This window comes from Acinetobacter sp. ANC 4558 (assembly GCF_002135375.1).
GTDB lineage: Bacteria > Pseudomonadota > Gammaproteobacteria > Pseudomonadales > Moraxellaceae > Acinetobacter.
In genome coordinates, this window is the sequence record NZ_NEGH01000005.1 from 135,736 (window position 1) to 155,534 (window position 19,799).

The window sequence follows — 19,799 nt, forward strand, 5'->3', positions numbered from 1 at the left end:
AGTTGAAATTTTTATTCTTTTGAGGTTTTGAGGTCATATATGATATTTCGCAAACTCCATTTGGTTTCATCGCTTTTTCTTGGTTTATGCTTAACACAAGTTACGCTTGCAGATAATAAAAATATTGAAGTCACTCCAATGCAACAAGTTACAGCTGAAGAACTGGCTGTCATTTATGTCCTTTCTGAGGTTTGCCCGAGCATAGTGAGTAATCAAGCACAATTTTCATCTGGATATGAAAAGTTAGTTAAAGAGTACCTTCCTGAAGAAAAACAACCAGTTGAAGCACTAAAAAAGTTAACACAAACCCCAAAATTTAAACCCATTTTAGATGAAGCAAGAGTTGATGCTAAGAATGCTGGAACTGATAAAAATAAAGTCATATGTGAAGAGTTAGTTACATATACTAACTAATTGAATTTAGTTACAATACTTTTTTTCAAATAAGCTTATTTTCCCCGTAGAACTCAAGCTCGCTTTATCCTAAAATGCAAAATTCATTGTGCTTATAAAACCACTGGAATCCCCTATAATGACCCCAAAAAGCGCCCTAGCTGCATTATTACTCGCACCAAGCTTCACCTATGCAGCAACTGTTTTATCTTCTCCACCAGAACTCAATAATAAAGCTTATGTTTTGATGGATTATGAAACAGGGCAAATACTTGCAGCTAAAAATGAAAATGAAAAACTAGCACCTGCCTCAATGACAAAAATGATGACGAGCTTCATCATCGAGCAAAAACTATTGAAAGGCGAACTGACCGAAGGTGAACAAGTTCGTATGAATGAGTCTGCATGGTGTCGTGGCTCCAGCGCAGAATCATGTATGTATGTTCCCCTGAATGGTACAGCCACTGTTCTTGAAATGTTACGTGGAATCATTGTTCAGTCTGGTAATGATGCCTCTATAGCCATGGCAGAGCATATTGCTGGCAATGAAGGTACTTTCGTACACATCATGAATGAAGAAGCAAAGCGAATTGGGATGACAAATACTCAATTTATCAATGCAACAGGTATGCCGGCAGAAGGTCATTATTCTACTGCCAAAGATATGGCTATTTTAGCTGAACATATCATTCATGATAGCTCAAAGTACTATCCTATTTACTCTGAGAAAGAGTTTACGTTTAATGGTATTAAACAAGGCAACCGTAATGCCCTTCTCTATACAGACCCAAGTGTTGATGGTTTAAAAACAGGTCACACCAATGAAGCTGGTTATTGTTTAACCACTTCTGCTAAACGCGGCCCAATGCGCTTAATCTCTGTAATTTTTGGTGCACCTAATATGAACCAACGCGCAGCTCAAACGCGTGAATTGCTGGCATGGGGTTTTGCGAACTTTGAAACAAAAAGCGTACAACGTGCCAACCAAGTATTAGCAACATCAAAAGTTTGGTACGGTAAAGAGAATACAGTCAAAATTGGTTTGGCTGAAAACTTTAGTGTCACCATGCCTAAAGGTAAAGCAAATGATATTAAAACTCAGCTTGTCGTACAGCCCAAACTCACTGCACCGCTAAAAAAAGGACAAGTTGTTGGTAAATATGTCGCGACTTTAGATGGAAAAGTGATTGCAGAAAAACCTTTAGTTGCTTTAGAAGCAATCGAAGAAGCTGGCTTTTTTGCCCGCATGATTGACCATATTAAACAATTCTTTGCAAACTTATTCTAAATCTTTATTAGGTTGAGTACATTAAAAAGCATCTATAATCAATATAGGTGTTTTTTACATTATACTGTCTCAAAACTTTTAAACGTTATTTTATTCATATGAAAAAAAATATTCGCCCTTATTTAGATCAATACCCTCAAATTGATACAACGTGCTATGTTGATGATGCATCTATTGTCATTGGAGAAGTTAGCTTAGCTGAAAATGTTTCTGTTTGGCCTTTTGCTGTCATTCGCGGTGATGTCAATCATATTCATATTGGTAAAAATAGCAATGTACAAGATCATGCGATGCTACATGTAAGCCACAAAAATACTGACAAACCAAATGGTTCCCCGCTTCTCATCGGTGAAGATGTCACCATTGGACATCATGTCAAATTACATGGCTGTCAAGTGGGTAATCGTGTTTTGGTGGGAATTGGTAGTATTATTTTAGATGATGTAATTGTTGAAGATGAGGTCATGATTGGTGCAGGTTCTCTGGTTCCGCCACGTAAAATTTTAGAAAGCGGTTATTTATATGTCGGTAGTCCTGTACAAAAAGTACGTGCCTTAACGCAAAAAGAAAAAGAGTTTTTAATTTACTCAGCAAGACATTATGTGAAAGTAGCGCATCATTATTTATTACAAAATTAACTTATTTTTAAAATATAATATCTAAAAATAAAAACCCTCAACATCCTGTCGAGGGTTTTCGTATCCTGTTCTTGATACAACATCCTGTTGTACCACACAATCCTTGCGGTAGAACATAAACTCCTTTTTACATTCTGGAACATCCTGTTCCTGATGTAATCATCATATGAATTTTCAACATTAGACAACAGAGGCAATCGCCATCTATTCTTGTAAGCATATGCGTACAAACTCGTATCATTTTTACACCAAATTTATCTTGATTTTATAATAAATAGTATATTTTTCTTAATCCTATTAAATATAAAAGGATAATTTATAAAGTTTTTTTAATAAATCATCAGAAAAATATTGAACCAAGATATTCACTAAACTACATTCTGACACCAATATAAGAACACTTAATTTCCAATATCATCTCTAAAGTTTTTCTTTAACCATTTTTACATCACCGTTTGTATAAAGCGCATCATCCCTCCAACCCAAACTTTTATAAAATTGATATGCTCTACTTTGCTGATCTGTTTCCAACCAAATTAAATTAAATTTTTCAAACAGAAGTGCTTCTGCTTTTGCCATTAACTTTTTACCAATACCATGACCTTCATGATCAGGATGAACAAAAGTAGCAAATACAGAACCTGTATCAAAATCTACAATTGAAAATCCGACTACAATATTTTCATTTTCAATCACCCACGTACAAGCATTCCCCTTTATTAATTCTAAAACTGCAGTTGGTGTAATCCCCATTTCAGTTAATTGCTCATTTGAAAGATGATTTTCTTTTACACTGGTTCGGATATCAAAAATTATATCAATATCGTCAACCGTCGCTAATCTCAAAATATTCATTACATTCTCTAATTTTTTCTATTCGAAGACTATTCGTTCAACGTTCGTGATTATTAAACAATCAGCAAAGAAAATTTTACCCATAGCCACCACCCATTAAATTTTGTAGAATAGTGTCTCCCTTCCTATGGTGCTACTTTATGACCGCTTGGACTGCTCATGTCACAGTTGCAACTGTGGTTGAAAACAATGGAAAATTTCTGTTTGTTGAAGAATACACCGATGGTGTCACACATACTGTGTTCAATCAACCTGCTGGACATGTTGAATGTGGCGAGACCCTGATTCAAGCAGCAATTCGTGAAACCTTTGAAGAAACAGGTTATGAAGTTGAAATTCAATCCTTTCTTGGTATTTACACATATACACCGCCCATGTTTCCAGATCGGACGTATTATCGTTTTTGCTTCCTTGCAAAAGAGATCTTACATCATAAAAATGCACAGTTAGATACAGATATTGTCGGTGCTGTTTGGATGACGCTTGATGAGCTACAAGAGTCTGCTCGTGCCCGAAGTCCACTCGTAAGTAAAGCCGTGGAAGATGCTTTGTCAGGTCAACATTTTCCACTATCGCTCATCTATGAGCATCAAAATTCTCCTTTCTTTACCCAATTGGATGCCTAATCCTATGCAACAACGTGTCATCGTCGGTATGTCTGGTGGTGTAGATTCTTCAGTTTCTGCAGCATTGCTTCTTCAACAAGGTTATCAAGTTGAAGGACTTTTCATGAAAAACTGGGAAGAGGATGACGGTACAGAATACTGTACAGCAATGGAAGATCTTGCCGATGCACAGGCCGTTTGCGATAAAATTGGCATTAAGTTACATACCGCAAATTTTGCTATGGAATATTGGGATCGTGTATTCGAACATTTTCTTGCCGAATATAAAGCTGGACGAACACCCAACCCAGATATTTTATGTAATAAAGAAATCAAGTTTCGTGCATTTTTAGATCATGCCATTCATTTAGGCGCAGACTTTATTGCGACAGGTCATTATTGCCGTCGTGGTGCAAGCATGACAAATTCCAAAGGTGAGCAATATGCACCTTTACTCCGTGGTTTAGATCAAAATAAAGACCAAACTTATTTTCTACATGCAGTACATGGTCGTGAAATTGACAAAACCCTATTCCCAGTCGGTGAAATTGAAAAACCACAAGTAAGAAAAATAGCTGAAGAATTAGATTTAATTACTGCAAAGAAAAAAGATTCTACAGGTATTTGCTTTATTGGCGAACGTCGCTTTAATGATTTTCTAAAACAATACTTACCTGCACAACCAGGAAAAATTGTTCTAGAAGATGGAAAAGAGATTGGTGATCATCACGGCTTAATGTACTATACGCTCGGGCAACGTGGCGGTATTGGTATTGGTGGTATGAAAGGTGCTGAAGAAGGTGCTTGGTTCGTTTTATACAAAGATATTGAAGGTAACCGTCTTGTTGTAGGTCAAGGACATGAACACCTGCTTATGCAAAGTACCATTCTTTGGAGTGATGCGATTGATTGGGTTGCGGGTGAACAAGAAATTCCTGATTCTGGTTTCCGATGTACTGCAAAAACACGTTACCGCCAATCAGATCAACCTTGTACGTTATTTAACGATATAGATGCACCAGGTGGTGTACGTGTCGAATTTGATGAACCACAGCGCGCTGTCACGCCAGGGCAAAGCGTTGTTTTTTATAATGGTGAAGTTTGTTTAGGTGGCGGTGTAATTCATCATACAAATGCCCCTAAACCTGATTTTATTTAAGGATAAATTCGGAATGACAGAGTTACCGTTTCAACAATCTCAAGTACTCAATGATCGTCAAAATAAAGCACTCGCTTTAGCCGGTGTATTTCAAGCGACGCAGCTTACACATATGACCGCATTAACAGGTCGGCAGAGTATTGGAGAGAGCGGTAACTTTTATTTTGAACAACTCATTAAAGCCTGTTTAAATATTCGACCCAGTATGAATAAAAACAGTCAAACTCTCGATTTTTTTAATCAAGTCACGGATATTTCATTAGGATTAAAAACCTTAGAAGGTTGCATTACTCAACCCTTTACCAATACACCTAAATCAAGGCTACCCAAATTTAATAATACAAAGCTTCCAATGTCCTATGCAATGGCACTGTTACAGCTTGAAAAGAAGGTATATAGCAATCCTAAATTTGTAGAAATTATTGAACAATCTCAACAAAAAATACTACGACAACTTTCATTTTTCGACAATAATTATTTACACCCCAGTATTATTGCTAATTTAGCGCAAACCTATGTAGATACCGCTGGGCAGATTAATCCTCGTATTATGGTCAAAGGAAATGCTGAAGCTTTCAAAGATCCCGCTCATACCAATAGAATTCGTGCTGCTCTCTTTACTGGCTTACAACTTGCGCATTTATGGCGACAGCTAGGTGGCAGTTCATGGGGACTTATATTTAGCAAACGAAAATTGCTTCAAGATATTCAAAATCTAGCTCGTTTACAATATCAATTGGTTGAACCTTGAAATTGATGAGCATCTTTATTATTTTACGTTTAATTCCAAAGTTTAGGGAATCAATATGAACGCTTTAACCGCACTTTCTCCATTAGATGGACGTTACGCTAGCAAATGTGACGCTTTACGCCCTTTCCTTTCAGAGTTCGGGTTAATCCATGCTCGCGTAACCGTTGAAGTGCGTTGGTTGCAAGCGCTTGCAAATCACCCTGAAATTACTGAAGTTCCTGCTTTTTCTGCTGCAACAAATGCTGCACTAGATGCGATTGTTGAACAGTTCTCAGAAGAGTATGCCAATCGTATTAAAGAGATTGAACGCACAACGAATCATGATGTCAAAGCCGTTGAATATTTTCTAAAAGAACAAATTGCCCATATTGATGAACTCAAAAATGCAGGAGAGTTTATTCACTTTGCTTGTACATCTGAAGATATCAATAACTTATCTCATGCTTTAATGTTAAAGAATGGTCGTGATGTTCTTGTGACTGCAATGCAGCAAATCATTGATTCAATTGTTGCACTTTCAGAACAACATGCAGAACAACCAATGTTATCTCGTACACATGGTCAAACTGCAAGCCCAACAACGTTGGGGAAAGAAATGGCCAATGTTGCTTACCGTTTAGCTCGTCAAATTAAGCAGTTCAAACAAGTCGAATTATTGGGAAAAATTAATGGTGCTGTAGGTAACTACAATGCTCACTATTCAGCTTATCCAGAAATTAATTGGCCTGCTCATTCACAAGCATTTGTTGAATCTTTAGGTTTAACATTTAACCCTTATACCACTCAAATTGAGCCACATGACTATATGGCGGAACTCTTTGATGCCTTACGTCGTTTTAATACAATTTTAATTGACTTTAACCGTGACGTTTGGGGTTATATTTCTTTAGGCTTCTTCAAACAACGTTTAAAAGAAGGTGAAGTTGGTTCATCAACCATGCCACATAAAGTTAACCCAATTGACTTTGAAAACTCAGAAGGTAATTTAGGGATTGCAAATGCAGTTCTTGCGCATCTTGGTGAAAAACTTCCAATTTCTCGTTGGCAACGTGATTTAACTGATTCTACGGTACTTCGTAATATGGGCGTTGGTTTTGCACAGAGCTTAATTGCATTTGAAGCATGTTCTAAAGGTATTGGTAAACTTGAGTTAAATGCACAACGTATTTTGGAAGATTTAGATCAAGCGCAAGAAGTACTTGCTGAACCAATTCAAACAGTGATGCGTCGCTATAACGTTGAAAAACCATATGAAAAGTTAAAAGCATTAACACGTGGTCAAGCAATGACACGTGAAATGATGGTTGATTTTGTCAATGGCAATGAGTTAGAAGCCGTTCCTGCAAGTGATCGTGCTCGCTTAGCTGAAATGACTCCTGCAACGTACACAGGTAATGCATCCGTTCAAGCACAACAAATTCAAGAATTAATTTCTAAAATCTAATTTTGAAATGTAATAAAAAACGAAGCTTCGGCTTCGTTTTTTATTTAAATATAATAATTTTTTAACACTAAAAGATGTATATCAAGCATTAAATACGCATTAATTTAATTTCTATCTTCATTATGTCATCGATTCTCAATGTATACCGCTTATAACTTCGGATCACGCAGTTGAATCAGACTTAAACTTGTTTTAGATAAACGCTCAACCAACTTATCCACGACCACAGGAATAATATGATCAGCAATTTGCACTGCTTGTAATCCTAACTTCTCACCCAATGTTGGCTTTTTACGTGTTTCTATCATATACACATCATGCTTTGGAATTAAACTTAATAACAGCTCATCAGATGTTTGTAGGCGATCCACTAAATTTAACTCTTTGGCATCTTTTCCATACCAGTGCTCACCTGTAGCCACTTGTTCTACATTTAATTGTGGACGATATTTCTCTACAAAATTTTTAAATAAAAGATGCGTTTGCTGAAGCTCTTCTTCAAATTTTTCTTTACCTTCTGGTGTATTTTCACCAAACATGGTCACAGTACGTTTATATTGACCTGCGGTATAAAGTTCAAAATCAATCTTATTTTCTTTTAACAGACGATTAAAATTAGGAAGCTGTGCAACTACTCCAATCGAACCTAAAATTGCAAAAGGCGCTGACAAAATTTCAGAACCGATACATGCCATCATATAACCACCACTGGCAGCAACCTTATCGACACAAATACTTAAATAAAATCCAGCATCACGTAAACGTACCAATTGTGCAGCAGCTAAACCATAACTATGAACCATTCCACCAGGGCTTTCTAGACGGACAATAATTTTATCTCGACCTGCTTTTGCTGTTGCCAGTACAAGTGTAATTTCTTCCCTTAAGTTTTCTACAGCAGATGCTGCTGTATCCCCTTTAAAGTCAAGCACATATATTTTTTGATTTAATTTCTTACGTAACCGTGCTTCTTTCGCTAATTGTTGAGTTAATTGTAAAAGCTCAAATTTGCTTGCTGTAGATTGTGCTATTTTTTTACGTTGTTCGTTAATTCGTGCATTCAAATGATGAACACGAATTTCTGCGGGCAATTTAGAAGTATGAAATAGCATAAAATTTAAATTCTCAGATGATTCTGCTTATTTTGATATCATTAGGTCTATTCAATGTTTTTTCAATGGTACATTTATAATTTAAACAATAATCTACAAAACATGCACCATACCAACCAGACCACCACTCACCTATTTAAATCCGAAGGATAACTACTATTCACATAAACTTTAATTAAATCTTGATTTTTAAAATGGTTAGAAGATCAAACACGAAGCAAAAAAAAGAGCCATAAGACTCTTTTTCTTAGAAAATAACTTAACCAAAGCGTCCAGTAATATATGCTTCTGTCAGTTGGTGATCTGGTTGAGTAAATACTTTTTCAGTCGCATTCACTTCAATTAAATCGCCCAAATGGAAGTATGCAGTACGATCAGAAACACGCGCAGCTTGTTGCATGGAGTGCGTTACAATTGCAATGGTATATTGCGTAGAAAGTTCTGAAATTAATTCTTCAACTTTTGCTGTCGCAATAGGATCCAGTGCTGAACATGGCTCATCCATTAAAATCACTTCAGGGCTTACTGCAATCGTTCTAGCAATACATAAACGTTGTTGCTGTCCACCAGAAAGACCTGTGCCTGGTTGATTTAAACGATCTTTAACTTCTTCCCATAATCCAGCTTTGCGCAAGCTACTTTCAACAACTTCTTCTAAGTCATATTTATCACGTGCTAAACCATGCAATTTTGGTCCATATGCAACATTATCAAAGATAGACTTAGGAAAAGGGTTCGGTTTTTGAAATACCATTCCTACTTGTGCACGTAACAATACAACGTCAAGATTAGGATCATAAATATCTTGTTGATCTAACAATACTTGACCTGTTACACGACAAGAATCAATCGTATCATTCATGCGGTTTAAAGTCCGTAAGAATGTCGATTTACCACATCCCGAAGGACCAATAAAGGCAATGACTTCATTTTCATAAATATTAAGATCAATACCTTTAATTGCTTCCGATGCACCATAATATACATGCACATCTGAAGTACTTATTTTAATATTGGTCGTTTGTTTTTCTTTTTTAGACGATGCTTGCGTATCAAATTGCGAAACAAAAGAGGTTGATGTTGATTTATCCAAGTTTGGAGAAATAAATTGCGTTTGTTCTGAATTCACGGACTTATCCTTTTCTAAGGAATCTGTTTCTGATGCAGTTTCAATATTCATATATTGTCCCCTTTACCAACGAACTTCAAATTTTTTACGTAACCAAATGGCCAAACTATTTAAGCCAATCATTAACGCAAGTAAGACAATAATAGCTGCTGCTGTACGGCCTTCAAAGAAATTACGTAATTCGTTTCCTTGCCAAAGGAAAATTTGTACAGGCAATGCAGTAGACTGATCCAAAGGTGTTGCTGGTACACTCGCAACAAAGGCACTCATTCCAATTAAGAGTAATGGTGCAGTTTCACCAAGTGCTTGCGCCACACCAATAATCGCACCTGTCAAAATACCTGGTAATGCTAATGGTAAAACATGATGAAATACTGTTTGTAATCGAGATGCACCTAAACCTAAAGCAGCTTGGCGTATAGAAGGTGGTACAGCCTTAAGTGATGCACGTGTCGTAATAATCACCGTCGGCAATGTCATTAAACTCAATACCAAACCACCAACTAGAGGTGCCGATAATGGCATATGCATCCAACCAATAAAGATTGCTGCACCCAGTAAACCAAAAACAATAGATGGTACAGCTGCAAGGTTATTAATATTGACTTCAACAATATCTGTAATAATATTTTTAGGCGCAAATTCTTCTAAATAAATCGCAGATGCAACACCAATTGGGATTGAAATCAGAATCACAATGAGCATCATGAATACTGAGCCCATGAAAGCACCAGCTAAGCCTGAAGTTGCAGGAGAACTACGTGAATCTGGATTAAAGAAAATATTTGTATTAAATGTCTTTTCTATAATGCCTTGCGCTTTAAGCTCATCTGCCAGTTGGCGTATTTCAGGACTTAATTGTTGTTGTTCGTCGGGTAAAGAGCGATCAATATTACCAGACAACCAAACATCTACATTGGCATCAACCAAAACATTAAGATCTTTTTTCTGCCCGATGAGCGATGGATCTGCCATCACCATATCACGTAGTTTATATGTTTCAGAGCTCGTATAAAGTGATGATAACTCATCTTCTTGAGCCGCAACCTTCGGATCTTTGGCAACAATGGCTTTGCTCAAAAGCATATCCCAATCGACCATTCCCATTTCAGTTTGCCATGCAATCATACGCTCTTCGAATTTAGCTGGGGACTCGTTTGCAATCGGTGTTGGTTTTGCACCAACCTGAATAACACTTGGATCAAAATACACTGGAACCGTAAAACTATATTGCCAAAATGCAGGTAAACCTTTGGCTAAAATGCTACCGAATAACAAAGCTACACATAACAAACCTGTGATGACTGCTGAAAACCCAAATACTTTAAAGGTTTTTTCTTTTCTATGGCGTTTTGCAAGCGAACTTTCTATTCTGCGTTTCCGCTCATTTCTGAGTTCTATTGCATTTTGTGGATCAATGTGACCCAAGGAATTTGTATTCGTCGTCGTCATTAGTCATATTGCTCACGGTATTTACGCACAATATAAAGTGCCACAATGTTGAGACCTAATGTAATCACAAATAAGGTCAACCCCAATGCAAATGCCACCAAAGCTTGTGGACTTGCAAAATCCGTATCACCTGTTAATTGATTGACAATCGTGATTGTTACAGTCGAAACTGCTTCTAATGGATTTACGTGAAGTAATGGGCTATTTCCTGCTGCTAAAACCACAATCATCGTTTCACCAATGGCACGAGAGGCTGCAAGTAAAAATGCCCCAATAATACCAGGCAATGCTGCAGGTAATACCACTTGACGGATTGTTTCAGACTTGGTTGCGCCTAGCCCTAATGAACCATCACGTAATGCACGTGGAACTTGAGTAATAATGTCATCTGATAATGATGAGACAAAAGGAATAATCATGATTCCCATAACCAAACCTGCGGTCAATGCACTTGTCGCATTAATATCAATGCCAATACTTGCACCAAAAGCTTTTAGAAATGGACCAATGATCATTAATGCAAAAACACCATAAACGATGGTGGGAATTCCTGCTAAAACTTCAATGGCTGGTTTTGCCCAAGAACGAAACCTTGGAGATGCATATTCCGCTAAATATATGGCAATCATTAAGCCCACAGGAACAGCAACTAAAAGTGCTACGCCACTGACCATTAATGTGCCCCAAAGTAATGGGAGTAAACCATAACTTCCTTCAGCATTTCCTGATGTACTAAAACCAGGATTCCATTCGGTGCCAAAGAAGAAATCGAGTGGACTAACAAAACTGAAAAACCGAAGTGCTTCGCTAAACATTGACATCACAATGCCAATAGTGGTCAAAATTGCAACCCCAGAACAAAGCGCTAAAGCAATATTAATGACTTTTTCAACTTGATTTCGAGCACGATATTGTTTTTCTATACGTTTTTTTGCCCAAACTAATCCTAGCAAGGCTGCACAAATCACCACTGCTAGTTTTGCAAAAGAGCCAATCATGGTAAAAGTTGCAAGTTGATGTGCAGCTGCAATTTCATAAGCAGCAGGTGTATCACTTACACCAAAACCTGAAGCAATTGCTTCAACTCGCCCCACTAATACGCCTTTACTGGCTTGATCTAATGTCGCCAAAATCGCATCTGGTACATGATTGAATATGACCTGTTCTAAAATAACAGGCTCTATTAAGTTCCAGACGACTAATATTAAAAAAGCAGGAATACCACACCACAAAGCCACTAACGCACCGTAATAACCAGGGCGTGAATGTAACATCGCAGAATTATTTCCCTTACCTGCTATTTTACGGCTTGTCGTTAAACCAATTTGATAGGCTATGGCAATAATTGCCAGTAAAATACCTATAAGTAGCAGATTCATGCATTCTCCACTGTTTTTTAACAATGATCTTGCTAAAAAACGCTGTTAAGACAAAATCGCCAATGATGAAAAAAATTCAATCATTGGCGAGTTCGGATCTCTTACTTCACAGCTTTACCAGCTTTAAAGTTCGCTAATACTTGTGCACGTTCTTTGTCAGATAAAGAGATTAAGCCTGCTTTATCTAATTTTGAACCTTTACCAGATACTTTTTTGCTTAAGAAAAATTCTGTATATTCTGGTAAACCTTTAATTGCTTTTAAATGCTCGCCTTTCACATAGAAGAATAATGGGCGAGATACTGGATATGATCCATTTAAAATCGTTTGTTCAGATGGTGCTACGTTATTTACGGTTGCAACACGTAATTTATCTTTGTTTTGATCATAGAAACCTAAACCAAAAACACCAACAGCACTTGGAGATGTTTTCAAACGTGCTAATGTTTCTGTGTAATCACCAGAGATTTCAATCACACGACCATCTTTACGGAATGTAGAACATGCTTTCTTTTGAGCATCTTTGTCTAATGCTTTAATTGCATCATAAGTTTCACATCCTGCATCAACCATTTTCTCTTGGAACACTTCACGCGTACCGTGGTTTGATGCTGGAATTACTAAAGTAATTGGTTCATTTGGAAGTGACGGATCAATTTGATTCCAATGTGTATATGGGTTAGGAACCATTTTACCATTTGATGGTAATTCAGCAGCTAAAGCAGCAAATACATGTTGTGGGCGTAATTTATATGCCGCTTTTTTTGCATTTGAAGCAAATACGATACCGTCATAACCAATTTTAACTTCTAAAACTTGGTTCACACCTGCTTTTTGACATGCAGCAAGCTCAGTATCTTTAATTTTACGAGATGAGTTTGCAATATCAATCGTGTTATCGCCAACACCTGTACAAAATTGCTTTAAACCGCCTGAAGAACCACCTGAACCAACTACTGGCGTTTTAAATTGTGGAAATGTATTTCCAAATTCTTCTGCAACAATACTTGCATAAGGTAAAACAGTTGAAGATCCAGCAATTTGAATCGTATCACGAGCTGCATTTGCCGCTGTAACAGCAGTTGCTCCAGAAATTGCTAAAGCCATTGCGATATAATTTAGACGCATTCTTTTCTCTCTTTTATAAAGCATTTATTTAAATATAGTCACTTAATTTGGAGCTATACCTTGGATGCCTTCATTTTGAGTTTAGAATATGACAATCAGGTTACAATAATATTACGCTTTAATGATATTTGATTTTTTAGATTTCACTTAAAAGACATTATTTTCAAGCCATGATATAATTTTTGAAAAACACTTTATTTAATTTTATTGATTATTTTCAATAAATTATAAAATAAAAAAGTATCTTCCTATCTCACTCAGCAGATCTTATCAAAATGTCTTTAATAAATTATTCATATAATATACAAAATAAAAGAGGTCAAAATAACCTCTTTTATTGATTAATATTCTCTCATTTTATCTGGAATGCACTACATGATTTTTTTGAGATTTAATTAAAAATACACAAATTAAAGCAGCAATCAGCGGTACACCTAATGCATAGAAATAACCTGAGATTCCGAAGTGACTTAAAATAATTCCACCAATTGCAGAACCAATAATAGCCCCTGTTCTTCCCATTCCTATTGCCCAACCAGTTGCAGTTGCTCTTACTTGAGTTGGATAGGCCGCAATCACCAGATAATTTAATGCCAGTTGCTGACCGCCAATTCCAAAACCAGCCAATGCAATTAATATAAAAATATAACTCCATTGTTGCGTTTCAATTAAAATCCCTAAACCTATAGCAATAAATAGCCCAGTAATAAGCATAAAGGTAATAATTTTAGCCGTATTTAATTTGGGTAAAAAATATGCTAAAGGCAAGGCAAATAAAATAAATGCAGCATTCACAGTAACCGATGCATAAGGAGCCTGATCTGGAGATAACCCAGCTTGTTTTAAAATCGTAGGTAGCCATGATAAAAGCATGAACCATGCAATCCAATTACAAAAGTAAACCCCCCATACCCCTACGGTTGTCCGCGCTAAACCATTTTGAAATAACATCGATAGCTTTGCTTTTTCAATGACTTTACTCGTGACCATCGTAAAATCTTGTTCTGCAATAATTTGCTGCTGTGGTGAAATTTTTTGTAAAATACGCTGAATTTTTTGCTGCGCAGCTTCTGTTTTCAATTGAGCTAAATATTCTAAAGATTCTGGGAGTAAAAAGTACAACACAATCCAGAGAAATAAAGGTAAAACACCACCTATGATATAAATTCCTTGCCAACCCATGATCGGTAAAATCTTAGCTGCGAGTAAACCACCAATCATCGCACCTGCGGGTAAAGCCAATAAAACACAGGTCGTGACTGTTCCCTTATTTTTTTGTGGAGAATATTCAGCAGCAAGTGCAAGCAAAACTGGAGTTGCACCTCCCATACCTAAACCAGCAATAATTCTTAAAATAAATATTTGATCAATATGACTCACAAAGGCTGTAAGTAAAGTCGAAATTGAGAAAATAGCCACACAAAACAATAATGTTTTTCTGCGCCCTAATTTATCTCCTAATATTCCTAGCAGCATTGCACCTACTGTCATCCCAATGATTCCAGCAGTCAAAATTGGTGCTAATGAGCCTGCTTCTAAATTAAAATGTACCAATAAAGCTGGCGCAGTAAAAGCAACTGCTTGGGTATCAAATCCATCGAATAATGCAATTAAAAAACAGAGTAGAATGACCATCCATTGATATCTTGATATTCTTTGATTCAAAACCCTTTGAACCAAAGAATGCTCTTGAGTCGTTATATCCATATTTTCACTCAACAATTTTTTGATGACATATCATGATCGACTCTAGGTGTTTAATTCTGAACAGTCAAAGACCCATTGAGTATATTTTCATACTTAAACAACAGTCTAAAAATATGATTTATAAGATATCTGTGAGAATTGAATAATCAATAAATGTAGTCTCTATAAAATATTAAATTAAGCACTTTATGAAAAAATGACGAATGAAATAAACCAAGATACATATATGAATCATTTTTTATCGTGATTAAAATTCACTAAACATAAATAAAACATTAACTTAAATGAAACAATTCCCTCATATGCTCATCGTTCTATTCATAAATATTTCGCCAATTTTATATGAAAACTAAATTACTCTTATTGCCACTGCTTATTAGTACTTTAATTGCTTGTGGTAACGATGATGATAATATCAAAGTACCAAATACCCCAACAACACCAACGACCCCGACAAATCCAACCACGCCTGATCGTACCAATGGTGACTTACTTGAGCCAGGTGCAAAAGGTGATATCACTACTTTTGGTGGAGCTGCTCGCTTAAAAGCAGATCGAACTGAAGCCTTAAAAGCATCTTTAAGTAACAAACAAGTTAAGCATGTTATTTTATTTATTGGTGATGGAACCAGTGAGTCAGAAATCACCGCAGCACGTAACTATGCTGAAGGTGCTGCTGGTTACTTTAAAGGCTTAGATGTATTCCCTTTTACAGGTGCATATACCACTTACGCATTAGATGAAAAAAATAAAACAGTTGATTATGTGACTGATTCTGCTGCATCTGCAACAGCTTGGGCCTCTGGAGTAAAAACTTACAATAATGCCCTTGGTATTGATGCCTTTGGTAAACGACATGCAACTATTCTTGAACTTGCGAAGCAAGCAGGATTTGCAACAGGTAATGTAACAACTACCGAATTGCAAGATGCAACACCTGCTGCTTTAATTTCTCATATTTCATATCGTAGCTGTTATGGTCCTGTTGCAACAGCAGCAAAATGTCCAACTTACTCTCTAGATTTAGGTGGCTTAGGTTCAATTACTGAACAATTATTACAAACACGTGCCGATGTCACATTTGGTGGTGGCCGCGCAACTTTCGAAAGAGAAACAGCAACTGCTGGAGCTTACAAAGGAAAAACGCTTTTAGAACAAGCTAAAGCAATGAATTACAATATCATTACGACAGCATCTGAGCTTAATGGTGTTACGGTTGCAAATCAGAATAGTCCTGTACTTGGTTTATTCCATACTGGAAATTTACCTGTACTTTGGGCTGGTCCAGCTGCGAAAGTTAACGGCAATAAAGAAGCAGCAACAACCTGTTATCCAAACCCTGCACGTGATGCTACAATTCCAGCATTGAAAGATATGACAAGCAAAGCTATTGATTTACTGAAAGTAAATCCTAAAGGGTTCTTCTTGCAAGTTGAGAGTGGTTCAATTGACAAACGCAACCATGCCTCAGATGCTTGTGGTCAAATTGGTGAAACTGTTGCTTTCGATGAAGCAATTCAAGTTGCTTTAGAATTTGCAAAGAAAAATCCTGACACTTTAATTATCGTAACAGGTGACCATGCACATACGAGCCAGATTATTCCAAATGATGCGAATAGCCCTGGCCGTACTGTAAAATTACGCACTAAAGACAATGCAGATATGACTATTAACTATGGTACTTCAACAGGTAGCAGCCAAGAACATACTGGTGCCCAAGTACGTACTGCAGCATATGGCCCTCGTGCAGCCAACATTTCTGGTTTACTTGACCAAACTGACCTATTCTTCATTATGCGTGATGCAATGGGACTTAAATAAGTTCAGTTCTTAGTGTAAACAATATTTTTTAAATCCTTCATCCACCGAGCTAAGTCATTAGCTCGGTTTTAACATGCACCATCTCCAAAACGATCTTAGAAATTAACCTACTTTTACATATTCATCTGAAGGAAGATTGAAATATATAATCCTCGTTCATCCTGAAATAGCCGTATAATGTTCTAAGTCAAAAATGAAAAATAATTAAAAAATGTCAAAGGTACATCTCGATAAAACATGAACACTTTTTCATTATAAAATAAGAAAAACTCTAGGTTTATAGATATCTAATTGTAATGAATAAAAAATGGCTTATGAAAGCAGTCTGCTGCTTGTTATAATGATGAGATAAATATGTTCTTTTTTAATATTTTAGTTTAATTAATCTTATTTTTTAGTATTAGACTCACTCCATTGATTACTTGATCGAACCTTTTATTTTTCTATTTAGTATGGTTTAAACATGACTCTCAAACAACTCAAAGCTTTTCTTGTTTTAGCTCGTACATTAAATTATGCCAATGCTGCAAATGAGCTTTGCCTGAGTCAATCTGCATTAAGCCTCAGTATTAAAACACTAGAAGATGAATTGGGAGGTAAACTTTTTAGACGTAATACCCGACGAGTTGAAATTACGATAGAAGGACTATCTTTAATCCCCTATGCCAAAAAACTCTTAGCAAATTGGGAGGATATGGAAAAAGATCTTAAACAGCGCTTTAAACTTCATAGAGGAACATTAAGTATCGCATCAATGCCTTTTGCAACCCATGCCATTCTTCCAGAAGTTATTCATGAATTTTCGAAAAAACATCCAAATATTAGTTTTTCTATTCATGATATTACGAATGAGAAAATTATAGAAAATGTTCAAGAAGGTATTTTTGAAATTGGTATTTGCTTTGAACCCAAACAAAATGATCAACTTCATTTTCAATCATTATTCAATGAAGACTTTTTAGCACTTGTACCTCGTCAACATATATTAGCAAAACACAAAAGTGTCACATGGCAAGAATTATGTACATTTCCGTTTATTACACTTCAAAACCCATCTATTATTCGCCACGTTATTGAACAAAATTGCTTAGAACATAATATTATTTTAGATTTAAAAATTGAATGCCATCAGATTAGCTCTTTGTCTCATTTTGTTTCTTATGGTATGGGAGTAAGTGCTATTCCACGTCATTTTCAAAAATTTATCGATCTTGAAAAAAATGCTTTGATCGAAATTAGCAACAGCAATATGTCTTTACCAGTAGGTGTAATTTATAAAAAAGACTTTGAATTATCCAATATTTCATTTGAGTTTATTAATGTAATCTTGTCCTATTATTCATAATCCTATTTCCGATGCACATGCTTAAACATTTTGATTTAATACAAAATGAGCGTTCTTTATTCAAATCATTTCTAAATATTGAAATATTATCTATCTAAGCACTAACATCCTCTAGTCATAATATGATTTTCTAAGGATTAATCAGTTTTTCTTGTTATACATTTAAAATATTCAATTTCTAAAAAAAACCTTGCAATGCTACATATAGAATCAAGTTAAAGGATTGAGGAAAATAAGGATGAATAAAGTCTTTGCCAGTGCAGAACAGGCATTAATTGATATTGTTGCTGATCATCAAACCATTGCTGTTGGCGGCTTTGGACTCTGTGGTATTCCAGAAGCACTCATTGATGCCTTGAAAAATACTGGTGTCAAAAACCTAACCTGTATTTCTAATAATGCAGGCGTAGATAATTTTGGTTTAGGTAAACTCTTACATACCAAACAAATTAAAAAAATGATCTCTTCATATGTCGGAGAAAATAAAGAATTTGAACGTCAATTTCTCAATGGTGAACTCGAAGTCGAGCTTACGCCTCAAGGAACATTAGCTGAAAAATTACGTTCAGGCGGTGCAGGTATTCCTGCCTTTTTCACCCGAACTGGTGTTGGAACATCCGTTGCCGAAGGCAAAGAAATTCGTGAGTTTAATGGTCAAGATTATATTTTAGAACACGCACTCACCGCAGATGTTGCATTAATAAAAGCATATAAGGCAGATAAAGCAGGCAACTTAATTTTCCGTAAAACTGCTCGAAATTTTAATCCTGAATGTGCGATGGCTGGAAAAATCACCATTGCTGAAGTAGAACACATTGTCGATATTGGTGAGCTAGATCCTGATGAAATTCATTTACCTGGAATTTATATTCACAGAATTATCTTGAATGCAATCCCTGAAAAACGTATTGAACAAATGACATTAAAAGCGGAGGGATAAAGCATGGCTTGGACACGTAATGAGATGGCACAGCGTGCTGCCCTCGAACTTGAAGATGGTTTTTATGTCAATTTAGGCATCGGTTTACCCACTTTGGTGGCGAATTTCCTCCCAGCAGGTGTTGATGTTTGGCTCCAATCTGAAAATGGTTTATTGGGTATTGATGAATTTCCAACTCAAGATACCGTAGATGCCGACCTAATTAATGCAGGGAAACAAACAGTTACTGCACGTTCTGGCGCAGCATTTTTTTCTAGCTCAGAATCCTTTGCCATGATTCGTGGTGGACATGTCAATATTGCTATTTTAGGTGCAATGGAAGTTTCAGAGTCAGGTGATTTAGCCAATTGGATGATTCCTGGGAAAAAAGTCAAAGGTATGGGGGGTGCAATGGATTTGGTTGCTGGTGTACAAAAAGTTGTGGTATTAATGGAACACTGCGCCAAAGACGGCAGTGCTAAAATTGTACCAAACTGTACGTTACCACTGACTGGAAAAGGCGTTGTTAACCGTATTATTACAGATTTAGGCGTAATGGATATTAGCTCAGAAGGCGTCCAACTCATTGAACTTGCCAGCGGTGTGAGTCGTGATGAAATTCAGTCTGTAACAGGTATTAACTTGATCATATCTGACGTTAAAACAGTTTAAGTC

General features: G+C 36.3%; 18 protein-coding genes. 11 read left to right on the forward strand and 7 right to left on the reverse strand.

Features of this window, described 5'->3' with window-relative positions; genetic code table 11:
• Nucleotides 1–39: 39 nt before the first annotated feature.
• The 3 genes from B9T31_RS08015 to B9T31_RS08025 all read left to right on the forward strand — a co-directional run bounded on the left by B9T31_RS08015 (nt 40) and on the right by B9T31_RS08025 (nt 2,319).
• On the forward strand, nt 40–414 hold the full coding sequence (locus tag B9T31_RS08015; RefSeq protein WP_086181432.1) for an MCR_0457 family protein: 375 nt from the start codon (nt 40–42) through the stop codon (nt 412–414).
• Nucleotides 415–532: 118 nt separating this feature from the next.
• The gene (gene dacC, locus B9T31_RS08020) at nt 533–1,681 is read left to right on the forward strand and encodes a D-alanyl-D-alanine carboxypeptidase PBP5/6 (protein WP_086181433.1); all 1,149 of its coding nucleotides are present in this window, start codon (nt 533–535) and stop codon (nt 1,679–1,681) included.
• Nucleotides 1,682–1,779: 98 nt separating this feature from the next.
• Entirely contained in the window at nt 1,780–2,319 is a 540-nt protein-coding gene (locus B9T31_RS08025; protein WP_086181514.1) for a gamma carbonic anhydrase family protein, read from the forward strand.
• Between the two features lie 420 nt (nt 2,320–2,739).
• Here B9T31_RS08025 and B9T31_RS08030 read toward each other — a convergent pair whose 3' ends face one another.
• Nucleotides 2,740–3,174, reverse strand: coding sequence for a GNAT family N-acetyltransferase (locus tag B9T31_RS08030; RefSeq protein WP_086181434.1), 435 nt, complete (start codon nt 3,172–3,174; stop codon nt 2,740–2,742).
• 140 nt (nt 3,175–3,314) lie between these two features.
• On the opposite strand from B9T31_RS08030, the gene B9T31_RS08035 reads away from it, so the two are divergent.
• The 4 genes from B9T31_RS08035 to purB are packed head-to-tail and all read left to right on the forward strand — an operon-like array spanning nt 3,315 to nt 7,133.
• Nucleotides 3,315–3,800, forward strand: coding sequence for an NUDIX hydrolase (locus B9T31_RS08035; RefSeq protein ID WP_086181435.1), 486 nt, complete (start codon nt 3,315–3,317; stop codon nt 3,798–3,800).
• Nucleotides 3,801–3,804: 4 nt separating this feature from the next.
• Nucleotides 3,805–4,938, forward strand: a complete 1,134-nt coding sequence (mnmA, locus tag B9T31_RS08040) for a tRNA 2-thiouridine(34) synthase MnmA (protein WP_086181515.1) — start codon at nt 3,805–3,807, stop codon at nt 4,936–4,938.
• 13 nt (nt 4,939–4,951) lie between these two features.
• Nucleotides 4,952–5,689, forward strand: coding sequence for a high frequency lysogenization protein HflD (hflD, locus tag B9T31_RS08045; protein WP_086181436.1), 738 nt, complete (start codon nt 4,952–4,954; stop codon nt 5,687–5,689).
• A 55-nt stretch (nt 5,690–5,744) separates the two neighbouring features.
• On the forward strand, nt 5,745–7,133 hold the full coding sequence (purB, locus tag B9T31_RS08050) for an adenylosuccinate lyase (protein WP_086181437.1): 1,389 nt from the start codon (nt 5,745–5,747) through the stop codon (nt 7,131–7,133).
• A gap of 149 nt (nt 7,134–7,282) precedes the next feature.
• On the opposite strand, the gene sohB is transcribed toward purB, so the two are convergent.
• From sohB to B9T31_RS08080, 6 genes are all read right to left on the reverse strand, one after another.
• Nucleotides 7,283–8,245, reverse strand: coding sequence for a protease SohB (gene sohB / locus B9T31_RS08055; protein WP_086181438.1), 963 nt, complete (start codon nt 8,243–8,245; stop codon nt 7,283–7,285).
• Between the two features lie 259 nt (nt 8,246–8,504).
• On the reverse strand, nt 8,505–9,425 hold the full coding sequence (gene pstB, locus B9T31_RS08060; RefSeq protein ID WP_086181439.1) for a phosphate ABC transporter ATP-binding protein PstB: 921 nt from the start codon (nt 9,423–9,425) through the stop codon (nt 8,505–8,507).
• Between the two features lie 12 nt (nt 9,426–9,437).
• A complete protein-coding gene (pstA, locus tag B9T31_RS08065; RefSeq protein WP_086181440.1) occupies nt 9,438–10,826 on the reverse strand; it encodes a phosphate ABC transporter permease PstA in 1,389 nt (462 codons plus the stop codon).
• Nucleotides 10,826–12,205, reverse strand: a complete 1,380-nt coding sequence (gene pstC / locus B9T31_RS08070; RefSeq protein WP_086181441.1) for a phosphate ABC transporter permease subunit PstC — start codon at nt 12,203–12,205, stop codon at nt 10,826–10,828. The genes pstA and pstC overlap by 1 nt, the downstream gene beginning before the upstream one ends.
• 101 nt (nt 12,206–12,306) lie before the next feature.
• Nucleotides 12,307–13,332 carry a substrate-binding domain-containing protein gene (locus tag B9T31_RS08075; RefSeq protein ID WP_086181442.1) on the reverse strand — a complete coding sequence of 342 codons (1,026 nt, stop codon included), beginning with the start codon at nt 13,330–13,332 and terminating at the stop codon, nt 12,307–12,309.
• A gap of 357 nt (nt 13,333–13,689) precedes the next feature.
• A complete protein-coding gene (locus B9T31_RS08080) occupies nt 13,690–15,039 on the reverse strand; it encodes an MFS transporter (protein WP_086181443.1) in 1,350 nt (449 codons plus the stop codon).
• Nucleotides 15,040–15,381: 342 nt separating this feature from the next.
• Here B9T31_RS08080 and phoA point away from each other — a divergent pair, with 342 nt between their 5' ends.
• From phoA to B9T31_RS08100, 4 genes are all read left to right on the forward strand, one after another.
• On the forward strand, nt 15,382–16,860 hold the full coding sequence (gene phoA / locus B9T31_RS08085) for an alkaline phosphatase (RefSeq protein WP_086181444.1): 1,479 nt from the start codon (nt 15,382–15,384) through the stop codon (nt 16,858–16,860).
• Between the two features lie 463 nt (nt 16,861–17,323).
• The gene (locus tag B9T31_RS08090) at nt 17,324–18,205 is read left to right on the forward strand and encodes a LysR family transcriptional regulator (protein WP_086181445.1); all 882 of its coding nucleotides are present in this window, start codon (nt 17,324–17,326) and stop codon (nt 18,203–18,205) included.
• A gap of 238 nt (nt 18,206–18,443) precedes the next feature.
• Nucleotides 18,444–19,145, forward strand: a complete 702-nt coding sequence (locus tag B9T31_RS08095; RefSeq protein WP_086181446.1) for a CoA transferase subunit A — start codon at nt 18,444–18,446, stop codon at nt 19,143–19,145.
• A gap of 3 nt (nt 19,146–19,148) precedes the next feature.
• Complete coding sequence (locus B9T31_RS08100) at nt 19,149–19,796, forward strand: 3-oxoacid CoA-transferase subunit B (protein WP_086181447.1); 648 nt, start codon at nt 19,149–19,151, stop codon at nt 19,794–19,796.
• The last annotated feature ends 3 nt before the right edge of the window (nt 19,797–19,799 follow it).

What these genes read in the sequence shown, in the direction of transcription:
- B9T31_RS08015 (WP_086181432.1), top strand. Translation starts at nt 40, where the DNA reads ATGATATTTCGCAAACTCCATTTGGTTTCATCGCTTTTTCTTGGTTTA.
- dacC (WP_086181433.1), top strand. Translation starts at nt 533, where the DNA reads ATGACCCCAAAAAGCGCCCTAGCTGCATTATTACTCGCACCAAGCTTC.
- B9T31_RS08025 (WP_086181514.1), top strand. Translation starts at nt 1,780, where the DNA reads ATGAAAAAAAATATTCGCCCTTATTTAGATCAATACCCTCAAATTGAT.
- B9T31_RS08030 (WP_086181434.1), bottom strand. Translation starts at nt 3,174, where the DNA reads ATGAATATTTTGAGATTAGCGACGGTTGACGATATTGATATAATTTTT.
- B9T31_RS08035 (WP_086181435.1), top strand. Translation starts at nt 3,315, where the DNA reads ATGACCGCTTGGACTGCTCATGTCACAGTTGCAACTGTGGTTGAAAAC.
- mnmA (WP_086181515.1), top strand. Translation starts at nt 3,805, where the DNA reads ATGCAACAACGTGTCATCGTCGGTATGTCTGGTGGTGTAGATTCTTCA.
- hflD (WP_086181436.1), top strand. Translation starts at nt 4,952, where the DNA reads ATGACAGAGTTACCGTTTCAACAATCTCAAGTACTCAATGATCGTCAA.
- purB (WP_086181437.1), top strand. Translation starts at nt 5,745, where the DNA reads ATGAACGCTTTAACCGCACTTTCTCCATTAGATGGACGTTACGCTAGC.
- sohB (WP_086181438.1), bottom strand. Translation starts at nt 8,245, where the DNA reads ATGCTATTTCATACTTCTAAATTGCCCGCAGAAATTCGTGTTCATCAT.
- pstB (WP_086181439.1), bottom strand. Translation starts at nt 9,425, where the DNA reads ATGAATATTGAAACTGCATCAGAAACAGATTCCTTAGAAAAGGATAAG.
- pstA (WP_086181440.1), bottom strand. Translation starts at nt 10,826, where the DNA reads ATGACGACGACGAATACAAATTCCTTGGGTCACATTGATCCACAAAAT.
- pstC (WP_086181441.1), bottom strand. Translation starts at nt 12,205, where the DNA reads ATGAATCTGCTACTTATAGGTATTTTACTGGCAATTATTGCCATAGCC.
- B9T31_RS08075 (WP_086181442.1), bottom strand. Translation starts at nt 13,332, where the DNA reads ATGCGTCTAAATTATATCGCAATGGCTTTAGCAATTTCTGGAGCAACT.
- B9T31_RS08080 (WP_086181443.1), bottom strand. Translation starts at nt 15,039, where the DNA reads ATGGATATAACGACTCAAGAGCATTCTTTGGTTCAAAGGGTTTTGAAT.
- phoA (WP_086181444.1), top strand. Translation starts at nt 15,382, where the DNA reads ATGAAAACTAAATTACTCTTATTGCCACTGCTTATTAGTACTTTAATT.
- B9T31_RS08090 (WP_086181445.1), top strand. Translation starts at nt 17,324, where the DNA reads ATGACTCTCAAACAACTCAAAGCTTTTCTTGTTTTAGCTCGTACATTA.
- B9T31_RS08095 (WP_086181446.1), top strand. Translation starts at nt 18,444, where the DNA reads ATGAATAAAGTCTTTGCCAGTGCAGAACAGGCATTAATTGATATTGTT.
- B9T31_RS08100 (WP_086181447.1), top strand. Translation starts at nt 19,149, where the DNA reads ATGGCTTGGACACGTAATGAGATGGCACAGCGTGCTGCCCTCGAACTT.